The organism is Austwickia sp. TVS 96-490-7B, assembly GCF_019331795.1.
Taxonomy (GTDB): Bacteria; Actinomycetota; Actinomycetes; order Actinomycetales; family Dermatophilaceae; genus Austwickia.
Genome location: NZ_JAHPZL010000003.1, coordinates 478,982 through 500,475, shown reverse-complemented (window position 1 = coordinate 500,475; position 21,494 = coordinate 478,982). Strand labels below are relative to the sequence as shown.

Below are 21,494 nucleotides of genomic sequence, written 5' to 3'. Positions count from 1 at the left end.
CTCTCGAGGAGGGATCACGGTGACCCGGTGACATCGCCAGATGTGTTTTCCGGGCCGTTCTGCAGGGGTGACTGGCTTCAGCCATTTTGTCCTGATTAGTTACGGAACGGTAACGTTCAATCTTCAGCGTCTCCGCACCCCTGCGGAGACGCAGCACCATCTTGATCCCGATCGTCACAGGAACGTCGCCGACGGAAGCTCCTCCTCCGCCGTACGTCATCCGTGAGTGAGGAGAGCAGTGAGCACCACCTCCCCGACCGCCCCGTTGCGCGCAGGTATCGCGCCCCGTGTCTTCTACCCCGCCGTCATCCTCATCGGTGTGTTCGTCATCATTGCCCTGGCTGCCCCCGCGCGGCTCAAGGCCGTGCTCACCCAGGCCAACACCACAGTCATCGACGGCCTGGGGTGGTATTACGTCCTCATCGTGACTGGCTTCGTGATGTTTTGCCTGTATGCCGGCCTGTCCCGATGGGGAGAGGTACGGCTTGGGCCGGACGACGAAGCTCCGGCGTACGGTTTGACCAGCTGGTTTGCCATGCTTTTCGCCGCTGGAATGGGCATCGGACTGGTCTTTTGGGGAGTGGCCGAACCGCTCAATCATTTCGCCTCACCGCCGCCGGGCACCGCCGCCGCAGCTGCTGGTTCCAGCCCCGCGGTCAAAGCCCAGGAAGCAATGACCACCACCTTCCTGCACTGGGGGCTGCACGCCTGGGCGATCTACATCGTGGTGGCTCTCGCGTTGGCACTCTCAGTGCACCGGCGGGGCCGTCCAGTCTCGATCCGATGGGCGCTCGAACCTCTGCTCGGTGAGCGGGTCCGTGGGTTCTGGGGTGATGTGATCGACGTGGTCGCCATCGTCGGGACCCTCTTCGGAGTGGCGACCTCACTGGGCTTCGGGGTCACCCAGCTCACCGCCGGATTGGATTTCCTCGGGGTCGCTGCCCCCAGCATCACTCTGATGCTGATCTTGGTGACGGTCATCACCGCGATCGCGATGATCTCGGTGGTCAGCGGCCTTGATGTCGGTATCAAATGGCTATCCAATGGCAATCTCATCCTCGCCGTGGTGCTGATGGTGCTGGTCCTCGTCCTGGGGCCCTCGCTCTTTTTGCTCAGAGAATTTGTGCAAAACCTCGGCGCCTATATCCAAAACATCCTTGGGCTGAGTTTTAGGACCATGCCCTTCCAAGGTGACAGCGGCTCCACCTGGCTGTCTGCCTGGACGACGTACTACTGGGGATGGTGGATGTCCTGGTCGCCCTTCGTCGGAGTGTTCATCGCCCGAATCTCTCGGGGCCGCACCGTGCGTGAGTTTGTTGGCGGGGTGCTCTTGGTGCCCACGTTGGTGACTTTCCTCTGGTTCTCCATCCTCGGGGGGACCGCCATCTACCGTCAGATCGTCGGTGACGGAGCCCTCATCAAAGACGGCGCCGTCTCCACCAGCACCGCGCTCTTCCAGATGCTGTCGGGCATGCCAGGCGGATCGATCTTGGCCGGGTTGTTCCTCCTGCTGATCGTGATCTTTTTCGTCACCAGCGCCGACTCTGGATCGTTGGTGGTAGCGATGCTCGCCTCCGGCGGGGACGAGCTGCCACCGGTATGGACCCGAGTGGTCTGGTCAGCGCTGGGAGGAGCCATTGCCATCGCCCTGCTGTGGGGAGGTGCTCGCGCCGGTGAACTCACTGGTGGTCTATCCGCCCTGCAAACCATGGCCATCCTGGTGGCTGCGCCGTTCAGCCTGGTCATGGTCGCGATGTGCATTGCGACCTCAAAAGCGCTGCATCGCGAAGTGGAGCGACTCCGTCGACTGCAACGCTCGGACTTCGCCCGTGAACTCGTCGAAAAACACGACCTGGTGACGACCGCCGATCTGTGACCACGAGCGCACCAGTACGCCGGTGGCGCCGTCCCTGACCTGGGGCGGCGCCACCGGCATCTGCGGATAGGCTCACCCGGTGATTGTGCGCCGCTATCCACCAGCACGGCTCCTGCTGCTGGTCGTGTCCTGCCTCGTCCTCGCCCTCGGAGTGGCCCTGCTGCTGGGTTCCCGGCAAGGCGCTGACGGCTACTCGACGATGCTCAACGGCTTGCGGTTATTCACTGGTTGGTCGTTCACCGTGGTCAGCGTCAGCGTTGCGTTGCTCTTTGTCGGGATCGCCTGGGCCAAGGGGGTGCGCCCGGATGTGGGCACGCTGACTCAGCCCGTCGTGGTGGGAATCGCTGTTGAGCTTCTGCTGCCGGTGGTGCCCTGGCCAGAAGCCACCCTGGGGCGCTGGGTCGAGTTCGTCGTGGGATTTACGGTCATCTGCGTCGGAATCGCCGGTTATCTGGCGGCAGACCTGGGGATCGGGCCGACGGAGGGCCCCGCGATCGCCTTCGATGACGTGCTGCCCTTCCAGTGGGGATACATGGCATTACAAGTCGGAGGATGTCTGCTGGGCTGGAGTTGTGGCGCTGATGTCGGGCTGGGCACGCTCGTCGTGGTCTTCGGTATTGGGCCGGTCGTGGATCGGATGCGCCCACTGATGCCCCGCTGGGGGAGCGAGTAACGCACGATGAGTCCGCGTGGGGTGGGGTGCCTCCTCATCCCACATTCACCGTGTTTTTCTTTTGAGGAGAAGAACATTCGTTTCGGTGGTGGCCCCATCACCCGACGGGGGGATATCCCCGGCGTACTCCTATGACAGTGGCGCTGACTGAGATCAATTGTGGCTGATGGTCCGCTGATGACTTTCCGCACCTGCTCAAGCTGGGTGGCGCGACGACGATAGGCGGAAGGTGTCCGCGATCGTATGGCAAAGTGTCTGGCGCGCAGGGTTGGCCGATGTCGCCCTGAGGCTGAAAGGCGAATGGAGTTTCCGCGGGTGAAAAACTCAGACGGGCCGTCGACACCGACTGCCAGCACGGCATGGATCGCACGCGGCGTGGGAGCTGCCTTACGCAGGTCCCCTCTGACCTGCGTGATTGTCCTCTGGATGGTGATCCTGAGTGTTGTCATCCGGTATCTGCCGATGGAGATCCAAGACGCTGTCGACGAGCAATGGCTGCTTCACTTAGGTCTCCTGACCGAACGACCGTGGACCTTGTTCACCAGCTATTTCGTGCCGGGGAGCCCACTGACGCCGTGGCTGCACCGCGGCTGGGTCAGCGGACTGGTCCTGGTCCTGCTGGTGGGAGCCCCTACCGAACGACTGCTGGGGCGCACCCGCTTCCTCGCGGTGATGGGTGTCAGCCAGGTCCTAGGTGCCCTCCTCTCCCTCGGATTTGCCCAGGTCATTGTCAATGCCTTCGGGGACTGGTCGGACAACATCCTGACCTACGGAATCGCCGGCCCGGCGCCAGCGATTGCCGGTGCTGGGGCGGCTGCGACGTCGTACATGTCTCGGCTCTGGCGGCGGCGGTGGCGGGTGACCGGCGGGACAGCCGTGGCGACGATGGCGCTCTTCCACGGCGGCGCGCTGTCAGTGTCTATCCTGTGCGCCGGGGTGGCTGGCTTGCTGATTGGAATGCTGCTCCGCCCTCGCCGCGCTGACGTCCGTCCCGTGGGGTCGATCCATGAAGCCCGAGTCCTGGTCGCACTCATCCTCGCCGCCGGAGCCATCGGTCCACTCCTGGGTGCATGGTTGGGCGTCGGTGACGGGCCACTGTCGATCTTGGCGAGTTTCATCGCCAAACCAGCTCCTGAAGCGGCAGAGCTGTTGGCCCACGGCTGTCACGAGCTCTCACCGAGAGACTGCGCCATCCAACGGCTGACCCTCGCTCCCGACCCGGGTTTGCTGCTGTTGACCTGCGTCCCGACCGTGTTGCTGCTGATCTTCTCGGTCGGGCTGCGCCGTGGACGCCGTCTGGCCTGGATTGGCGCGCTCGCCATCGAGTTGATCCTGGCCGGATTCCTGGTCGACACCATGCTGGAGTGGATCGAGGATGCCAGCTCCATCACCTCCGCCCCGATCTCCACTGAAGATCTGCTGTTTGTGCTGTTGCCTACGGCCGAGCCGATCTGCTTGGCATTGCTCCTCATCGCCACCCGTGGGTTGTTCACCGTTGCCGGTCCGCCAGGGTCAGTACGTCGACTGCTCAGTTGGTCAGCAGCCATTGTGGGCGTGGGGCTCGCTGTTTACGTCCTGGTAGGTCTGGCGGTCTTGGACCAGTGGACGCCCCGAGCCTCACTGGGACAACTTGTTGCTGACGCTCCACGCCGACTTGTCCCGTTGGAATATCTGCGGCAGGTCAGTGATGCCTTTCCCACGTTGCTGCCTGCTGGTCCTGTCGCCATGTTGTTGTATTCGTGGATCGGGGTGGCCACGTGGATTCCGCTGACGATCGTCCTCGCCCGAGCCCAATCCCGCACCGCCGGAGTGCGCCCTGAAGCAGACCGAGCCCGTGACCTGCTGATCCGCCATGGCGGTGGCTCGCTGGCGTGGATGGGGCTGTGGGCTGGTAACGCGCATTGGTTTTCCGCTGACGGCGAATCGTATGTCCCTTACCGGGTGATTGGCAGTGTCGCGTTGACCACCGGTGACCTGGTCGGACCCGCAGATCGGGCGGAGCAGGCCTTATCGGAGTTCCTGGCGCACGCCGACTCTCAAGGGTGGACCGTCGCCTTCTACTCTGCTGGAGAGCAGATGCGCACTCTGACGGCAGCTCGCGGATGGGAGAGTGTCCAGGTCGCCGAAGAGGCGGTCCTGTCGTTGCCCGACCTAGCCTTCACCGGTAAACGCTTCCAAGATGTCCGGACCGCACTGAACCACGTTCGGAAGCAAAATCTCACGACCTCCTGGACCACCTGGCAGGACGCCCCTCTGGAGATCCGGCTGCAAATCCGCGAGATCTCCGAGCAGTGGGTCAGTGAGCAAGCGCTCCCGGAAATGGGTTTCACCCTCGGGGGGTTAGACGAGCTGGCCGACCCTGCGGTGCGTCTTTTCTTGCTGACCGACGCTGACGGGGTGCTGCAAGGCTGTGCCTCCTGGCTCCCGATCTATCGGGACGGCCAGATCCACGGCTGGACCTTGGATTTCATGCGTCGACCCCATCACGGTTTCCGACACACCATGGAAGTGCTGATCGGGCAAGCTGCGCTGGATCTCCAAGCCGAAGGCTGTCAGGAACTCAGCCTTTCTGGTGCGCCGTTGGCCAAAGTGCCACCTGCAGATGGGGTGGGAACTAGCAGGCCAGGGGTGCTCCCCGCCGCGGTGGATGCCATGTTGGAATTAGTTGGCCGAGAATTGGAACCGGTCTACGGCTTCCGCTCGTTATTGAGATTCAAAGCCAAGTTTCAACCGAGTTATCGACCCATGTATCTCTTGTACGCCGATCCTGCGGTCCTCCCGGCGATCGCGCGTGCCGTCACTCGTGCTTATGTGCCCGATGCTTCGTTCGGGTTGGCCTGGAGGGTTGTCGAACAAATGCGGAAAAACCGAGCCCCTGCTCCCAAACCGGTTGTGAAGGAAGACATTCCGGCACCGGCGTCCTCTTCTGGAGCGGCTGCCGCTCCGGCCGAGCGCCCCCCGGTTCAACACCCATGATCGGGGCTGTGACGGCCCTCGAGGTGGGCTGGGCCCCGACGGCGATCCTCCCAGCCACCAGCATCTGGCAGCACCCGTGGGTGTTGCAGGTGCTGCGGCTGCCGGTGGTCGGGTGGTGGCCCGAGATCGTCACGTACGTCGTCACGACACTGCTGGTCCTGCTGCTGCTCACCCGGCATCCGCAACGGTTCACCCGGCGCTGGCTGACTCTCGGTGGGGCGACGCTGCTGGCGGGACTGGCGACCGGTGTCCTGCTGGTCCTGGTGGTCGATGTGTGGTTGCAGATGATCCCCGATGGGCTCCCGCTCGGCGGGCAGGTCTGGGTCGTCCTGTGCTGCGCCGTCCTGGCCCTCGTTGGCCTGGACGCGGTCTGCTGTCGGTGGTGGCGCAAGGTCCTCGCGGTCCTGGCGATCGTGCCGATGGTGGCCGTCACCGCGGTGGGGATCAATGCGTCGTACGGCATCCTGGACACCGTCGGGGCGCTCATCGGGAAACCCACCACCGAAATCGTGGACGCACGTGACCTGCTTAAAGGAAAGAAAAAGAGCAGCCCCAGTGATAGCGTCCGGTGGATCGCGCAGACTTGGAAAGCCCCGGCAGGGATGCCAGAGAAAGGCAAACGGTCCACCGTGGCCATCCCGGGGACCGCTTCCGGGTTTGAGGCGCGACCAGCATCCCTCTACCTTCCACCTGCCGCTCAGGTCGCCGACCCGCCTGCCCTGCCGGTCGTGGTGATGTTGATGGGGCAGCCAGGCACCCCGGATGTGGGACACATCGCCGATGCTCTGGACCGCAAAGCTGCCGCTCACCAAGGCCTCGCCCCGATCGTGGTGGTCGCAGATCAGCTCGCTGACCCCCTGCACGACACGCTGTGCATGGACACAGAGCTGTATGGCAAAGCCGAAACCTATGTCAACACCGACGTCGTTGCCTGGATCAAGTCCCACCTGAATGTGCGGCAACAGCGCGCCGACTGGGTCATCGCCGGATACTCCAACGGCGGCCTGTGCGCAGCGCGATTCGTCACTCGGCACACCTCGACCTGGGGCAACGCGCTGGACATCTCCGGGGAAGAATTCCCCGGATCTGATGCTCCCGCAAAAACCCTCTCTCGGATGTTCAACGGGGACAAAGCGGCTTACGACGCCACCAGGGTCCCCACCATGATGGCCTCAGCGAACTTCGCCGACACGTGGACGGTCTTCACGATCTGCGCCGACGACACCCACCACATCACCGGGGCACGACGAAAGACCGGCGCTGCCCGAAAATCCGGTGCGCACGCCGTCTACATTGAGACGCGACGCGGTGGGCACGGCGTCGTCGCCTTGGATTTCGGCCTGGATCGCGGGTTCGACGCGCTCTATCCCCGACTGGGATTCGACGCCGAGCTCTCCCCGGAAGATGCCGCCCGGACCACCCCCGAGCCGCCGCCACCACCCTCGACGACGCCGGTGGTCACCCCGTCGGTCACCTCACCACGCACCGCGGTGGGATGACCGGCGGGATCATCCGCGGGCGGGTTCGTCCCCGTTGCTGTCCCGTTCCGCCACGGGAACGGCCTCCCCGGTGACGACCTCCCGGCCAGAATCCGTCGCGCCCCATTCGGTCCAGCTGCCGTCGTACACCGCCACGTCCGCCTCGGCGTACCCAGCGAGCCGGGCCGCCAACGCGACCACACACGCGGTCACCCCTGAACCGCAGCTCATCACCATCCGGCCACGCTTGTCCGCCGCCTGATCGACCAGAGTGTGCAGCTCCGCCGGGGACAGCATCCGCCCCTCGGACTGCACCGCCAGGTAGGGGAGGTTCCCCGCTCCGGGCATGTGTCCGGAACGCAGCCCCGCCCGAGGCTCCTGCGCCTGCCCGGTGAACCGTTCCTGGCTACGGGCGTCCACGACGGATGTCGTCGCTGCCTGAGGGTCATCGGCGATCTGGGCGAGGAGGTGATCGACGTGGGTGATGTCCACGATCATTCCCGGGCGAGGGCGGGCCGTGAAATTCCCCTCGGACACCTTGTCCTCGGTGATCGGCATCACCTCGTGCTCGGCCGCACGCCACGCCCGCAAGCCACCGTCAAGGACGGCAACCCGTTCGTGACCCATCGCCCGGAACATCCACCAGGCACGAGCCGCCGAGTAGATGTCGGTGATGTCGTAGACGACAACCATGTCGTCATCATTGATGCCCAATCGGCGGGCGCCTTCCTGGAATACGGCGGCCGAAGGCATCGTGTGTGGCAAGGCGGCATCCGGATCGGAGAAGTGTTTCTCCAGGTCGAAGCGTCTTGCGCCAGGAATCCGCTTCCCATCAGGGTCGTTCGGTGGGATGCTCGCGTCCAGGACGACGATGCCAGGATCGTTCAGGCGGTTGGCCAGCCAGCCGACGTCCACCAGCGGATACGACAGGGCCTGCTCATCCTTCACGGGTATGTTCACGAAGGCCATGCTGCCAAATCCCGCCTACGCCGTCAGCGAACAGGGCCGATGTGTTTGCCTTCGTGTCGTGAAAACTGGAATCAGCGCGGGGCGAGGTGCGTTGCATCAGCGAGGGCCACCGGGTCCACCACGGGGGCACGCGCGTTCGCGGCCAATGTGAAGGTGCGGTCGGCTGAAAGGCACCGATAGCATCGAGAGAACTCGATGAGCTGAGGAGCGGGTCACATGTTCGAACGGTTCACCGACCGGGCACGTCGGGTGGTCGTGCTTGCGCAGGAAGAAGCGCGCATGCTCAACCACAACTACATCGGCACCGAGCACATCCTGCTCGGTCTCATCCACGAAGGTGAGGGAGTCGCCGCCAAAGCGTTGGAGAGTCTGGGAATCTCCCTGGACGCCGTACGGGAGCAGGTGCAGGAGATCATCGGCACCGGCACCCAGGCGCCCAGCGGGCACATCCCGTTCACCCCACGCGCCAAAAAGGTCCTGGAGCTGAGCCTGCGCGAGGCGTTGCAGCTCGGGCACAACTACATCGGCACCGAGCACATCCTGCTCGGTCTCATCCGAGAAGGTGAGGGAGTCGCCGCCCAGGTGCTGGTCAAGCTCGGCGCTGACCTGTCCCGGGTGCGCCAGACAGTCATTCAGCTGCTCTCCGGCTACCAGGGCAAAGAGACCGCTGCCGCCGGAGTGGGCGGACAGTCCACCTCAGAAGCCACCCCAGCTGGCAGCCTGGTGCTCGACCAGTTCGGGCGCAACCTCACCCAAGCAGCCCGCGAAGGCAAACTTGACCCGGTCATCGGCCGGTCCACCGAGATTGAACGGGTCATGCAGGTCCTGTCCCGTCGTACCAAAAACAACCCGATCCTCATCGGCGAACCCGGCGTCGGCAAGACGGCCGTCGTCGAAGGACTCGCCCAGGACATCGTCAAAGGCGAAGTGCCCGAGACGCTCAAAGACAAGCACATCTACACCCTCGACCTCGGCGCCCTCGTCGCCGGATCTCGCTACCGCGGTGACTTCGAGGAACGGCTGAAAAAAGTCCTCAAAGAGATCCGCACCCGCGGTGACATCATCCTGTTCATCGACGAAATCCACACCCTCGTCGGAGCAGGTGCTGCTGAAGGTGCCATCGACGCCGCATCCATCCTCAAACCGATGCTGGCCCGCGGGGAACTGCAGACCATCGGCGCGACCACGCTCGATGAGTACCGCAAATACATCGAGAAGGACCCCGCCCTGGAACGGCGCTTCCAGCCCATCCAGGTCGCCGAGCCGACCTTGCCGCACACCATTGAGATCCTCAAAGGGCTGCGCGACCGCTACGAAGCCCACCACCGGGTCTCCATCACCGACGCGGCGCTGGTCGCCGCCGCCAACCTCGCCGACCGCTACATCAACGACCGCTACCTGCCCGACAAGGCCATCGACCTCATCGATGAAGCAGGCGCCCGGTTGCGGATCCGTCGGATGACCGCCCCGCCGGACCTGCGCGAATTCGACGACAAGATCGCCCACGTCCGCCGGGAAAAAGAAGCAGCAATTGACGGCCAAGACTTCGAAAAAGCCGCCAAACTACGCGACGACGAAAAACAACTCATCGAGGCCAAAGCCAAACGTGAGAAGGAATGGAAAACCGGCGACATGGATGTCGTCGCCGAGGTCGACGAAGAGCTCATCGCCGAGGTCCTGGCCGCGTCCACCGGCATCCCGGTGTTCAAACTCACCGAAGAAGAGTCGACCAGACTGCTCAACATGGAAGCCGAGCTGCACAAACGCATCGTCGGCATGGACGACGCCATCAAGGCACTGTCCCAGTCCATCCGGCGTACCCGCGCTGGTCTGAAAGACCCGCGTCGTCCCGGCGGTTCGTTCATCTTCGCTGGACCCACCGGCGTCGGTAAGACCGAACTGGCCAAAGCGCTCGCCGAATTCCTCTTCGGCGACGAGGACAGCCTGATCACGCTCGACATGAGCGAGTTCGCTGAGAAGCACACGGTGTCGCGTCTCTTTGGCTCCCCGCCCGGATACGTCGGCTACGAAGAAGGCGGTCAGCTCACCGAGAAGGTGCGCCGGAAGCCGTTCTCAGTCGTCCTTTTTGATGAGGTCGAGAAAGCCCACGCCGATATCTTCAACTCGTTGCTGCAGATCCTGGAGGACGGCCGCCTGACCGACTCCCAGGGGCGGGTCGTCGACTTCAAAAACACCGTCATCCTGATGACCACCAACCTGGGCACCCGGGACATCTCCAAGGCCGTCTCCTTGGGCTTCGCTCCCGACGCCAGCACCGGGGCCAGCAACTACGAACGCATGAAGAACAAAGTCCAGGACGAGCTCAAACAGCACTTCCGCCCCGAGTTCCTCAACCGCGTCGACGACATCGTGGTCTTCCCGCAGCTCAGCCAAGACGAGATCGTCCAGATCGTCGACCTGATGATCGCCCGCCTGGACGACCGGCTGCGCGACAAGGACATGGGCATCGAGCTCTCCCCGGCAGCCAAACAGCTCCTCGCTAAGAAGGGCTACGACCCGGTCCTGGGGGCGCGTCCGCTGCGCCGTGCCATCCAGCGCGACATTGAAGACGTGCTCTCCGAGAAGATCCTTTACGGCGAGATCGGCGCTGGCGAACTCGTCACCGTCGACGTCGAAGGTGAAGACAAAGATCAGATCTTCACTTTCGTCGGGACCCGCAAGGAACTCACCCCGGTCCCGGTCCCAGACCACGCCCCGGGCAGCAGCCACGAAGGCGGCCAGGACCGAGTTTCTGGAGTCGCTGGCGCAGGCTCCACTGGCGGTCAAGCACCCGAACCCCCGGTCGCTGACTGATCCATCGTGAAGGAGAGGGACCTCACCTGCGAGTGAGGTCCCTCTCCGCTCTTCGATCATCCAGATCAGCCCCGTAGTCTGGGCTGACCATGGAAGCTCTGTTCGCGTCCGCTGTCGCCTTGCTGTCTGCCGTCGGATACGGCATTTCCGATTTCGCCGGCGGGATGCTCTCCCGACACCGCGCGGCGATGGCTGTCGTCGGAGTCTCGCAAGCCTGCTCTCTCGTGATCCTGGTGATCGCGGTCGCCTTCCTCGGAATACCCCCATCCACCGACTGGCTTCCTTGGGCGGTGCTCGCCGGTTTTGCAGGATCAGCTGGGCTCGTCCTGTTCTACCGAGCCCTCGCCGTTGGGACCGTCGGCGTGGTCTCCCCGATCAGCGCTACGGGCGCAGTGATCCCCGTATTCATCGCAATTGCTGCTGGTGAACGCCCCAGCATGGAAAAACTCGCCGGGATTATCCTCGCCCTCACCGGTGCGATCCTCGCCTCCGGCCCAGAACTGCGCGGAGAACCCCATGTCAAAGCCCGAGCCATCTGGTATGCCGCCGGTGCCGCGCTAGGGTTCGGCATCGCCATCTACGCCATCGCCCGAGGCTCGGAAAGCTCAACCCTGATGACGATGCTCGGGATGCGCACCACCAGTGTCACGAGCTTCGCTCTGGCCGCGCTGGTCACCCGCAGCGTCGGCGGCGTACGACGACGCGACCTACCGGCCCTAGCGTTGCTAGGAGCGGGCGACATGGGCGCCAACCTGCTCTTCGGTGTTGCTGCGACGAAGGGGATGCTCTCCGTGACCTCGGTGCTCTCCTCGCTCTATCCCGTGGTCACTGTCGGGCTTGCCGCAGTGATCCTGCACGAACGGATGCGGCCAGTCCAGATCGCCGGGGTCGTCACCGCACTAGCGGGGGTGGCCTTGATCGCACTTCCTGGCTAAGGCGGGCACCTCGGCGCGAGATGACGGATCGATGCCACGAGACACCAAGCCCACCATTGCGAGCCAGCGGATCGACAGAACGCTCACACGAGGGGTGCTGAGAAGACTGTGGACGCAGGAGCCAGTGGCTGTGGACGGCAGGAGTCAGTGGTGCGTCTCGTGGCAGGTGCTGCAGGTGCCGAAGATTTCCAAGGTGTGCCAGATATCACTGAAGCCGTGCTGATGAGCGAGTTCTCCCGCCCATTTCTCATCCTGGGGGGCTTCAACTTCGACGGTCTTGCCGCAATCCCGGCAGACCAGATGATGGTGGTGCTCGTCGGTGGAACACAACCGGTAGATCGCCTCGCCGTCATGGCGGCGGATCATGTCCGCCCGGCCTTCTTCCACGAGGCACGCCAGGGCCCGATACACGGTCGCCAGGCCGATCGTGTCACCAGCGCTGCGCAGTCGGGAGTGGAGCACCTGAGCTGATACGAAATCAGCTGTCGCAGCTAAGGCCTCCTCTACGGCCCGTCGCTGCCGGGTTGCGCGGCGCTCACCCTGGGCCATCGGTACCACTCCTCACTGACGAGCCGCCCACCCTGCCGTCGGTAGACCGTCGCTGCTTCCGGGGGATGACCCTACCCCGTGAACGGGGCCGGGGTCCTCGACTTCCATGGTCCCTCCCGCTCCGGGTGCCCACAAGTTCACCTCGGACCGGTGGGGGAGCCAGCCTCCGCCGGACGCGAGATCGACCCCCCATCCGGCTGGGCAGGGTCAACCCGGCCGCCAGGGTGTTCCCCATGCTCGTCGTAATGACCCGCATGAGGAGCATGACGATGCCCGTCATGCACATAATCCACATGATCACCGTGCGGCACCGCCTGATGGCCACAACCAGGACCGTGATCATGCTCATGTGCCGCAGCATGCGTCGCGGCATGACCCGATACTGCCGCCCATAGCGGACGCGCCATGGCAGCCACAATGGCCACTACGGCGTACATGGAGACCGCGAGGATCACGATCGTGCCGCCCGAAGGGGTGTCCAGGTAAAACGACCCAGCCACCCCGCCGACCGAACAGCACAACCCGATCAGCACCGCCAAAAGCATCCCCGAACGACAACTGCGCGCCACAATCTGACCAGTCGCATTGGGCACGATCATCAATGCGCTGATGAGGAGCAAACCCACCACCCGCATCGACAACACCACAGTCACCGCAGTCAAGACGGCCAGCGTCACATTCAACGCCATCACCGGCAACCCGGCCGCGCGCGCATATTCCTCGTCATTGGCCACCGCAAACAGCCACGGCCGCAACACCACCGTCACCACAAGCACCACCGCCGCCAACGCTGCGAAGGTCCACAGATCCTCTTCGGTGGTCGTGGTGATCGCCCCGAACAAGTACGTGTTCATGCTCGGACCCCGCATCGGAGCCTTCGACAGCAACACCACCCCGGTAGCGATCCCGCCGTAGAACATGATCGCCAGCGCCACATCCCCGCTGGTACGACCTCGAACCCGGATCACCTCAATCAACACCGCGCAAACCACCGCCACGGCCAACGCCGTCAATACCGGCTGCTGCCCGGTCAGGACACCCACCGCCACACCGGCCAGCGCCACATGGCCCATGCCATCACCGATCAACGACAACCGGCGCTGCACCAAGAAGAAACCCACCAACGGTGCCGTCGCACCGACCATCACGGCCGCCAACAACGCCCGCTGCATGAAGTCGTACTGCACCAACTCATACATCGGCAGCCCCATCCAGACGCAGCTCCTGCAACACGGCCCCGCCGGGGACCGGCCCCTCAGACACATGATGTGTCGGCGGGGTACCGGTCACCAACACCTCCGACGGTGCGCCGTCAGCCACGATCGAGCCGCCTCGCATCACCACCACCCGGGAGACTGCATCGGCCATCGATTCCAACCCATGTGTCACCGTCACCAAGGTGACCCCCTCCGCAGCCAGCGAATGCATGGCCTCAGCCAGCATGGCCTGATTGGACTCATCCACCCCTGCCGTCGGCTCGTCCATGATCAACACCTCAGGCTCAGCAGCTAAGGCCCGTGCCACTAATACTCGACGCTGCTGGCCGCCGGACAAGTGCGATACATCAGCCTTAGCCATCCCTGACAGGCCGACCAGGTCCAACGAACGCTCCACGACTGCCCGGTCCGCTTTGCCCGGCCGTCGCCACACTCTCAGATGGGGCAGTCGACCGATCATCACTACCTCTGACACCGTCGCGGCAACCGACGATGAGACCGTGTGCCGCTGCGGGACATAGCCAATCCGGCTCCGGCGCTGCAATGACCTCAGCGGTTCACCGAAAACAAGGACCTCACCACCCATATGGTCGTTCAGCCCCAGCAGGCCCTTGACGAGGGTGGACTTCCCACACCCGTTGGGGCCGAGTAACGCCACGGATTCGCCGCGAGTCACCATGAGAGTGACACCATTGACCACGGTGCGGCCGGCGTACCCGAAGGACGCCGACCGCAGCTCGATCACCGGGGGCAGGCAGGGCCCCGCCCCCGTCAGATCCGGAACCGTCACGAGCAGGACTGTCCCTTCTTCAACGTCGCCAGGTTCGACCGCATCACGTCAAGGTAGTTCTTTCCCGCTGAGGCGTCGGTCAAACCCTCAATCGGGTCGAGGACTGCCGTCTGCGCCCCAGTGGATGACGCAATCGTCTTGGCGACGGCAGGACTGGCCAAGGTTTCGGTGTAGATCGTCGACACCTTGTGTTCCTTCACGAATGCGCTGATCTGGGCCATCCGTGCCGGGTTGGGCTCCTGGTCCGGTGAAATCCCAGCGATGGGCATCTGTGTCATCCCATAACGCTTCGCCAGATACCCAAATGCCGCGTGGCTGGTCACCAGGTTCTTGTTGGTGCACGTCTTCAGGGTGCTCGAGAAGTCCGAGTCAACCTGATTCAAATCTTTGACCAGTTCCTCGGCGTTCTTGGTGTATGCATCCTTGTGCGCCGGGTCGGTCTGGCTCAGTTTGTCAGCAATGCCCTTGACGACAGAGACATAACGGACCGGGTCCAACCAGAAATGCGGGTCCTTACCGTCGCCGCCGTGGTCGTGCTCGTCCTTGTTGTCAGTCTCTTTCTTCTCTGCATCCTTCTTCTTCTCGGCGTCCTTGCCGTGATCGTCTTTACCGTGCTCATCCTTGCCGTGGTCATGCTCGTCTTCGTCCACCGCTGTCAAAGAGAGGTCCGCGACTGAGGCTACGTCGTACGCGTTCTTCGCGCCCTGCTGCTCTACCGCTTTGTCGACCGCGGGCTGCAAGCCCTTTTCGTAGATCGCCAGCTGAGCAGAGGTCACCTTGGCGATGTCCTGCGGAGACAGCTCCAGGTCGTGAGGCTCTGCACCGGGCTTAGTCAGGTTGGTCACCTCGACGTGGTCGCCGCCGATCCGTTTGGCGGCGTACTCCAACGGGTAGAAGGAGGCGACAATAGCGACCTTGTCTCCGCTATTTCCTTTGCTGTCAGAGCTTTTCGAGTCAGATCCGGAGCAGCCCGTTGCCGCCAGGACGATGGTGGACAGTGTCAGCACAGTGGTGAGACGACGAGGGATCATGGAGTCATCTTAGATCTAATGAGAACGGTTGTCGTTCTAAGGATTGCCTTATCACAGTAAGGCGCCCATGAAGGCATGATGTCGGCGGTATCCACCATCATCACCCACCATTCCCGCATCAGCGCATCACCCTGCCGTGACATCCCCACCAGGCCGCCGCACAGTCACCTCTGACACCCTGCCCCTATGGAGCATCCCGATCCCCCACAGTCGACTCCCGCCGGACGGCATCCAGCGGGCTTCATCGTGCGCCGCGCCACCACCAAAGACGTGCCTGGCATCCGAAACCTGGTCGCTCCCTATGCGGCTCAGCGCATCCTCATCGCTAAAGACGCCGTGGCTTATTACGAAGGTCTCGCTGAATTCCGCGTCGTCACTGACCCCCACCAGAGTCAACTCCTGGGTTGCGGCGCGCTCCATGTCATGTGGGAAGACCTCGCCGAGATCCGCACCCTCGCCGTCGCCCCTGACGCTCATGGACGAGGAGTGGGCGCGGCCCTCGTCGATCGACTCATCGCAGACGCACAGGACATCGGCGTCGCCCGAGTCTTCTGCCTCACCTTTGAAGTCGACTTCTTCGCCCGACACGGTTTCCGCCCCATCGAAGGACAAGCCGTCGAGCCGGAGGTCTACGCCCAACTCTTGCGCTCCTATGACGAAGGCGTCGCCGAATTCCTCGATTTAGAGCGGGTCAAACCCAACACCCTGGGCAACACCAGGATGCTTCGATTGCTCTAGATGCAAGTGAAGCGGGGATTGCCGGTGTGCTGTCCCGTCGGACGGACAGTGCTACCCCGGTGTGTCGGTCTCGCTGCGGCTATCAGAGCTGTGAACAGCGAGATTATGGATTCTTGGCCGATGCGCCGGGATGGATTGCGGGGCTGTGTACGTCCGACGGGACACCATGACCTGCTGCCCAGCATCTGTGGATAACTCGGGGAGGGGTGGGTGTGGATCATGCCACCCTGAGCCGCGTGAATACCGGTCCCCTTCTCGATCACGCGCACACCGGCCCACTCCTCCATCGTGCGCACCCTGATCCTCTCCTCGATCAGTTGATCTGGCGCCAAGGCGTCGCTTCTCGTGCGGACTTGGTGGTCAGCAACAGAGCGTTGCGCCGCGCAGTCGCAGATGGCCGCATCTGTCATCTTGCTCGGGGCCGATATGCGTTGCCGTCAGTCGCTCGGGCGCGGGCTGAAGCCCACCGGCGCTCTGCCGTGTTGTCACATCTATCAGCGGCAGTCGATCATGGCTGGGGAGTAGGTCAGGCACCGCGTCGCATCAGCGTCATGGTGCCTCGCGGGCGCAAGGTCCGTCGCACTGACATGGGGTCGTTGGACATTCACTACGGCTTGTTGACTCGCGGAGAAATCGCTCGGGGGCGCACTGATCCGTTGCGGACTGTGGTGGATTGCGCCCGGACCTTGCCCTGGAGTGAAGTGTTGGCGGTCGCTGACTCGGCGTTGCGCGCTGGCGATGTCGGGGCAGAAGAGTTGCAACGGGCAGGTGTGCGTTGTCGGGGGCGCGGGGCAGGTCAGGTGCGTCGAGTCGCTGAGTCAGCCAGTGCAGCTGCGGCGAATCCGTTTGAATCGGGGGCTCGGGCACTCGGATTGGAGGTGCCGCTCTTGGACCTCCGCCCGCAAGTGTGGATTGAGGTGGGGTCACTGCGTGCCAGGGTGGATCTGGCTGATCTGCGGCTGGGACTGGTCGTGGAATGCGATGGATACGAGTTCCATGGTGGGTCAGCGGGTTTTGTGCGCGACCGCCGACGGTATACCCAGTTGACGGCAGCCGATTGGGTGGTGTTTTCCCTGGTGTGGGCGGACGTTTTCGTCACTGCTGAGCAGACCCGGAGGTGTCTCGCGGGGTGGGTGGAGCGCCAACCGAGGACGCCGCGACGTCGACCAGGGGTGTGGGATCGGACGTGGAGCGTCCCGTCGGACGTACAGTGCTACCCCGGTGTGTCGGGACCACAGTGGCGCTCAGCGATGTGACCAGCGGGATTACGGGTTCTTGGCCGACGCGCCGGGACGGATTGCGGGGCTGTGTACGTCCGACGGGATGGCATCGGCATAGCCTGCGTTGGGGGCACCTCTCGGGGGAGAAAGGCAGGGGCGGGGTCAGCGCGGCAGGTGGTAGCGCCCGGAGTCGTCAGTGTCGACGAGGCCGTCTTCAATCAGTGAGGCGAGGCAGCGGTCGCGTTGGATGGGGTCCTGGGGCCAGGCGGCATGGAGTTCGTCAACGGTGACCGCTGTTGGTCGAGAACGGAGGACAGCCATCATGGCGCCTCGGGCTTGTCGGTCGGTCCCGTGCCAGGCTTGTCCGCGGTGGGCTTTGCCGACATACGGCGGGCTGCCAGCTCGGCGCCAGGCGCACTGGTTGGTGACTGGGCAGAGACCGCACTGAGGTGAGCGCGCAGTGCAGATGAGCGCACCGAGTTCCATCACGGCGACATTCCAGTGCACTGAGGTGGCGGTGTCGGTGGGGAGCAGGGTGTTGGCGAGGGTGGTTTCGGCGCGGGTGAGGCTGGGGTGGGGGAGGGCGGAGCCGGTGATCAGGCGGGCATGGACTCGGCGAATGTTGGTGTCGACGACGGTGGTTCTGCGGCCATAGGCGAACGCGGCGACGGCGGCAGCGGTGTAGGCACCGACACCTGGTAGGGCAAGCAGGTCCGCTTCGGTGTCGGGGACAGCTCCGTGGTGTCGGTGGACCATAGCTTCGGCGGCGGCGTGCAACCGTAGGGCTCTGCGGGGGTAGCCGAGGCGATCCCAGGCGCGAACAGCTTCGCCGGGGGCGTCGGTGGCCAGGTCGGCGGGGGTAGGCCAGCGGGTCATCCAGCGATGCCAGGCGGGTTCGACGCGCGCGACCGGGGTCTGCTGCAGCATGACCTCGGAGACGAAGATCCCCCAGGGGGTACAGTCCGGGTGGCGCCAGGGCAGGTCGCGGGCGTGCTGGTGGTACCAGTCGATGACAGGTCGGTGGAGTTCGTAGGCGTCGGGGCGGCTCACGTTCGGCCTTTCTGAGGCGACCGGGGGTGGGGCGTCCTGCGCATCCTACGGGTGACCTGTGCGGGTGCCCTGATCAGCCGGGTCGTTCGCCGACAGCGTCGCTGGCTCGTGCCGTGGTGTCGTTGGTGTCGGTGAGGACCAGATGCGCGGCGTGGCGTAGGTCCGCGACTTCGATGACGCTCATGGTGTCGGGGATGCCGGGGGCCTTGATCACTGGCCCGACTGGTCGAGGGGAGAGCCCGCCGTCGCGGTGTCCGCGGGCCGCGTTGGTGAAGGACCCAGCGGGGACGACGGCGCGGGTAAACCCGATGCGGGCGGCCTCAGCGAGGCGGCGGGGAACACCAGTGACGGGACGCACTTCACCGGCGAGTCCGACTTCACCGAGGGCGATCATGCCGGTGGGGAGGGGGCGATCGAGGACCGAGCTGGCCATGGCGAGAGCCGCGGCGAGGTCGGCAGCGGGTTCGGCGACGCGGACGCCACCGACGGTGGACACGTAGGTGTCGCAGCGGCCGACCGGCATGCGGGCTCGTCGCTCGAGGACGGCGAGCAGCATCGCGATCCGGGAGGAGTCCAGGCCGGAGGTGGTACGTCGGGGGGAGGGGGCGGAGGTCGGGGCGAGTAGGGCTTGGATTTCGGCGACGAGGGGTCGGCGTCCTTCGAGGGTGACGGTGACAGCGGTGCCAGGGACGACGAGGTCTCGGCTGGACACGAAGAGTCCGCTGGGGTCGGCGAGTCCTTCAATGCCGGTGTCGCCGAGGTCGAAGCAGCCGACTTCGTCGGTGGGGCCGTAGCGGTTTTTAACGGCCCGGACGAGGCGGAGACGGGACCCCCGCTCGCCTTCGAATTGGATGACGACGTCGACGAGATGTTCGAGGACGCGGGGCCCGGCGATGGATCCGTCTTTGGTGACGTGGCCGACGAGCAGGGTCGCCATGTCGCGGGTTTTGGCGGTGCTGATGAGGCTGGCGGTGACTTCTCGGACTTGGGAGACGTTGCCGGCGGAGCCATCGACCTCGAGGGAGGCGATGGTTTGGACCGAGTCGACGATCAGCAGGTCGGGGGTGATTTTCTCGATCTGGGCGAGGACGGCACTCAGGTCGGTTTCTGCAGCCAGGTAAAGCTGGTCGGCGAGGGCTCCGATGCGTTCGGCGCGTAGGCGCACTTGGGCGGCGGATTCTTCACCGGTCACGTAGAGGACGGTGTGTCCGAGTCGGGCAGTGCGGGCGGCGACGTCCAACAGCAGCGTGGATTTGCCGATTCCTGGCTCACCGGCGACCAGGACGACCGATCCGGCGACGAGGCCCCGGCCGAGGACCCGATCGAATTCGGGGACTCCGGTGGTGCGTGCCGCTGCCGGGGAGGCGTCGACGTCTTCGATGGGGCGGGCGGGACGATCTAGGCGGGTGGCTGGGGCGGTGCGTGCGGTGGTCTGGCCGACTTCTTCGACAGTGCCCCACGATTGGCATTCGCCACAGCGCCCGACCCATTTGACGGCGGTCCAGCCGCATTCGGTGCAGCGGTATCCGGGGGCGGAGCGTGCCGCGCGGGAGGGGGTGGTGCGTGCCATGTGTGGCACCGTAGCGGCCGGTACTGACAACTGGTTCGGCTGGGTGGGTGGGGTTAGTAGCGCGACCACCACAGGTTGACGGCATAGTCGATATCGCGCCCGGGGTGGGAAGCGAGGAGTTCTTGGGCGATGGCAGGGGCAAATTCGATGCGGACGACCGCTTCGAAATCAGCCCGATCGGCCATCTGCCATCGGATGAGTAGGCGTTCGGCGGTGTAGCCACGGCGGCGCCAGAACCGGTCGACAGCGAGTGGATCGTAGTGGGGCATAGCGCGCCGAAACCAGGTGCCGAAGGTGGAGGTGGTGGCGTCGTTGTCGATGATGATGGCGGTCCCGCCGGGGCGTAGCACGCGGGCGATTTCGGCCAGGCCAGGTTCGCATCCGGGGCCGAAGAAGTAGGCCCAGCGGGCATGGACGAGGTCGATGCTGTGGTCAGGGAGGGGGATGTGCTGCGCTGATCCAGGGAGGACATGGACGACGGGGCCGGGGCCTTCGCGGTCGTCGTCCTGGTGGGCGATCAACCGGCGGCGGGCGGCGGCGATTAACGGCGGGTGGGGTTCGACGCCGGTGACGCTGCCATGTGTGCCGACGAGGTTGGCGAAGATCGGCAGGTGATATCCGGTGCCGCAGCCGAGGTCGAGGACATCTTGTCCGGCGAGGGGGTGGAGGCGTTGGATAGCGGCGAGGATCAACCCGTCGGGGTCGACGGCCTGGTTTTCGATCTCGTAGATCTCGGGATGCTCCCAAATATTGGGGGAGGGGATGGCGTCGTGAGGTTTCATCGGGGCGTGCGGCCTGGTGCGGACGTGGTGGGTGCTGGTGGGTGGTGAGCAACGGTGGTGGCGGGGTACGTGATGATGCCGGGGTGGGCGGTGATGAGGCGGTGGAGTTCGTCGTACGCCGGACGGCCGATGAGCTCGATGAGTTCGGCGGCGCAGCTCAGGTAGAGCGCGCTGTTCGAGTGGTGCGATAACGCAGATCCGGTGCAATACCAGTGCAGGTCGTGGCCGCCGGGACCCCAGCCGCGCCGGTCGTATTCGCCGATGCTGATCTCGAGGTATTCGGTGTCATCGGGAAGGGTGACCGTGCGGTAGGTCCGTCGTAACGGGAGTTGCCAACACACGTCGGGTTTGACGCTGTGTGGGGGTAGCCCGTGGCGTTGGGCGTACTGGTGGAGAGCGCATCCGGGCCCTCCGGGGTGGTCGGCGCGGTTGAGCAGGATGCAGGCACCGTCGACGAGTCGGGTTGTGAGTTCGGTTTCGTCGTCCTCGGTGAGGTCGTCGCTGTCTTCCCACCAGCCGTCGGGGCCGGTGCTGTGCTGGTGCAGCTGCCAGTCGTCGGGAGTGAGTTGGGTGACGGCGTCGCGGACCCGCACCAGGTCGTCGTGGTCGGTGAGATGGGCGCCGAGGGCGCAGCAGCCGTCGTGGGGGCGGTGCCGGTCGATCCCGAGACATCCTGCCGCAAAGATGCAGGCGTACGACGAGGTGAGCCAGGTGAGGTCGCAGCGGAGGCGTTGGGCTGGTTCGGCGGGGTCAGTGAATTCGATCCACGTGCGGGGGTTGTCGAGGGGAGTTTCTCGGGGTGGGTGTCGGCCGGCCACGTGATCAC

General features: G+C 64.5%; 17 protein-coding genes. 8 read left to right on the top strand and 9 right to left on the bottom strand.

Annotation, left to right across the window (positions count from 1 at the left end):
• Positions 1–238 precede the first annotated feature (238 nt).
• From KEM60_RS04820 to KEM60_RS04805, 4 genes are all read left to right on the top strand, one after another.
• Positions 239–1,876 (top strand): BCCT family transporter, encoded by a 1,638-nt coding sequence (locus tag KEM60_RS04820; protein ID WP_219106349.1) that lies wholly within the window; start codon positions 239–241, stop codon positions 1,874–1,876.
• A gap of 79 nt (positions 1,877–1,955) precedes the next feature.
• Positions 1,956–2,549, top strand: coding sequence for a YitT family protein (locus KEM60_RS04815; RefSeq protein WP_219106348.1), 594 nt, complete (start codon positions 1,956–1,958; stop codon positions 2,547–2,549).
• A 426-nt stretch (positions 2,550–2,975) separates the two neighbouring features.
• Entirely contained in the window at positions 2,976–5,525 is a 2,550-nt protein-coding gene (locus KEM60_RS04810; protein WP_219106347.1) for a bifunctional lysylphosphatidylglycerol flippase/synthetase MprF, read from the top strand.
• 8 nt (positions 5,526–5,533) lie between these two features.
• Positions 5,534–7,024, top strand: coding sequence for an esterase family protein (locus tag KEM60_RS04805; protein WP_219106346.1), 1,491 nt, complete (start codon positions 5,534–5,536; stop codon positions 7,022–7,024).
• A gap of 9 nt (positions 7,025–7,033) precedes the next feature.
• Here KEM60_RS04805 and KEM60_RS04800 read toward each other — a convergent pair whose 3' ends face one another.
• Entirely contained in the window at positions 7,034–7,963 is a 930-nt protein-coding gene (locus tag KEM60_RS04800; protein ID WP_219106345.1) for a sulfurtransferase, read from the bottom strand.
• Between the two features lie 225 nt (positions 7,964–8,188).
• Here KEM60_RS04800 and KEM60_RS04795 point away from each other — a divergent pair, with 225 nt between their 5' ends.
• Together KEM60_RS04795 and KEM60_RS04790 are read left to right on the top strand one after the other, a co-directional pair.
• Positions 8,189–10,786 carry an ATP-dependent Clp protease ATP-binding subunit gene (locus KEM60_RS04795; RefSeq protein WP_219106344.1) on the top strand — a complete coding sequence of 866 codons (2,598 nt, stop codon included), beginning with the start codon at positions 8,189–8,191 and terminating at the stop codon, positions 10,784–10,786.
• 89 nt (positions 10,787–10,875) lie between these two features.
• Positions 10,876–11,721, top strand: a complete 846-nt coding sequence (locus tag KEM60_RS04790; RefSeq protein ID WP_219106343.1) for a DMT family transporter — start codon at positions 10,876–10,878, stop codon at positions 11,719–11,721.
• A 144-nt stretch (positions 11,722–11,865) separates the two neighbouring features.
• Here KEM60_RS04790 and KEM60_RS04785 read toward each other — a convergent pair whose 3' ends face one another.
• The 4 genes from KEM60_RS04785 to KEM60_RS04770 form a co-directional block, all read right to left on the bottom strand.
• Positions 11,866–12,270: a Fur family transcriptional regulator gene (locus KEM60_RS04785; RefSeq protein ID WP_219106342.1), complete on the bottom strand. Its 405-nt coding sequence runs from the start codon at positions 12,268–12,270 to the stop codon at positions 11,866–11,868.
• 137 nt (positions 12,271–12,407) lie between these two features.
• Positions 12,408–13,469, bottom strand: a complete 1,062-nt coding sequence (locus KEM60_RS04780) for a metal ABC transporter permease (RefSeq protein ID WP_219106587.1) — start codon at positions 13,467–13,469, stop codon at positions 12,408–12,410.
• The gene (locus tag KEM60_RS04775) at positions 13,462–14,277 is read right to left on the bottom strand and encodes a metal ABC transporter ATP-binding protein (protein ID WP_255574243.1); all 816 of its coding nucleotides are present in this window, start codon (positions 14,275–14,277) and stop codon (positions 13,462–13,464) included. Before KEM60_RS04775 ends, KEM60_RS04780 begins: the two co-directional genes overlap by 8 nt.
• Positions 14,274–15,308: a metal ABC transporter substrate-binding protein gene (locus KEM60_RS04770; RefSeq protein WP_219106341.1), complete on the bottom strand. Its 1,035-nt coding sequence runs from the start codon at positions 15,306–15,308 to the stop codon at positions 14,274–14,276. Before KEM60_RS04770 ends, KEM60_RS04775 begins: the two co-directional genes overlap by 4 nt.
• 186 nt (positions 15,309–15,494) lie before the next feature.
• Between KEM60_RS04770 and KEM60_RS04765 the strand changes: the two genes are divergently transcribed.
• A complete protein-coding gene (locus KEM60_RS04765; RefSeq protein WP_219106340.1) occupies positions 15,495–16,046 on the top strand; it encodes an amino-acid N-acetyltransferase in 552 nt (183 codons plus the stop codon).
• A gap of 236 nt (positions 16,047–16,282) precedes the next feature.
• Entirely contained in the window at positions 16,283–17,302 is a 1,020-nt protein-coding gene (locus KEM60_RS04760; protein ID WP_219106339.1) for a hypothetical protein, read from the top strand.
• Positions 17,303–17,428: 126 nt separating this feature from the next.
• On the opposite strand, the gene KEM60_RS04755 is transcribed toward KEM60_RS04760, so the two are convergent.
• From KEM60_RS04755 to KEM60_RS04740, 4 genes are all read right to left on the bottom strand, one after another.
• Positions 17,429–18,316 carry an A/G-specific adenine glycosylase gene (locus KEM60_RS04755; RefSeq protein ID WP_304502071.1) on the bottom strand — a complete coding sequence of 296 codons (888 nt, stop codon included), beginning with the start codon at positions 18,314–18,316 and terminating at the stop codon, positions 17,429–17,431.
• 73 nt (positions 18,317–18,389) lie between these two features.
• Positions 18,390–19,886 (bottom strand): DNA repair protein RadA, encoded by a 1,497-nt coding sequence (gene radA, locus KEM60_RS04750; protein WP_219106338.1) that lies wholly within the window; start codon positions 19,884–19,886, stop codon positions 18,390–18,392.
• 53 nt (positions 19,887–19,939) lie between these two features.
• The gene (locus tag KEM60_RS04745) at positions 19,940–20,668 is read right to left on the bottom strand and encodes a class I SAM-dependent methyltransferase (RefSeq protein ID WP_219106337.1); all 729 of its coding nucleotides are present in this window, start codon (positions 20,666–20,668) and stop codon (positions 19,940–19,942) included.
• Positions 20,665–21,486, bottom strand: coding sequence for a hypothetical protein (locus KEM60_RS04740; protein WP_219106336.1), 822 nt, complete (start codon positions 21,484–21,486; stop codon positions 20,665–20,667). Before KEM60_RS04740 ends, KEM60_RS04745 begins: the two co-directional genes overlap by 4 nt.
• Between the last annotated feature and the right edge of the window lie 8 nt (positions 21,487–21,494).

What these genes read in the sequence shown, in the direction of transcription:
- KEM60_RS04785 (WP_219106342.1), bottom strand. Translation starts at nt 12,270, where the DNA reads ATGGCCCAGGGTGAGCGCCGCGCAACCCGGCAGCGACGGGCCGTAGAG.
- KEM60_RS04770 (WP_219106341.1), bottom strand. Translation starts at nt 15,308, where the DNA reads ATGATCCCTCGTCGTCTCACCACTGTGCTGACACTGTCCACCATCGTC.
- KEM60_RS04790 (WP_219106343.1), top strand. Translation starts at nt 10,876, where the DNA reads ATGGAAGCTCTGTTCGCGTCCGCTGTCGCCTTGCTGTCTGCCGTCGGA.
- radA (WP_219106338.1), bottom strand. Translation starts at nt 19,886, where the DNA reads ATGGCACGCACCACCCCCTCCCGCGCGGCACGCTCCGCCCCCGGATAC.
- KEM60_RS04765 (WP_219106340.1), top strand. Translation starts at nt 15,495, where the DNA reads ATGGAGCATCCCGATCCCCCACAGTCGACTCCCGCCGGACGGCATCCA.
- KEM60_RS04745 (WP_219106337.1), bottom strand. Translation starts at nt 20,668, where the DNA reads ATGAAACCTCACGACGCCATCCCCTCCCCCAATATTTGGGAGCATCCC.
- KEM60_RS04810 (WP_219106347.1), top strand. Translation starts at nt 2,976, where the DNA reads ATGGTGATCCTGAGTGTTGTCATCCGGTATCTGCCGATGGAGATCCAA.
- KEM60_RS04795 (WP_219106344.1), top strand. Translation starts at nt 8,189, where the DNA reads ATGTTCGAACGGTTCACCGACCGGGCACGTCGGGTGGTCGTGCTTGCG.
- KEM60_RS04780 (WP_219106587.1), bottom strand. Translation starts at nt 13,469, where the DNA reads ATGTATGAGTTGGTGCAGTACGACTTCATGCAGCGGGCGTTGTTGGCG.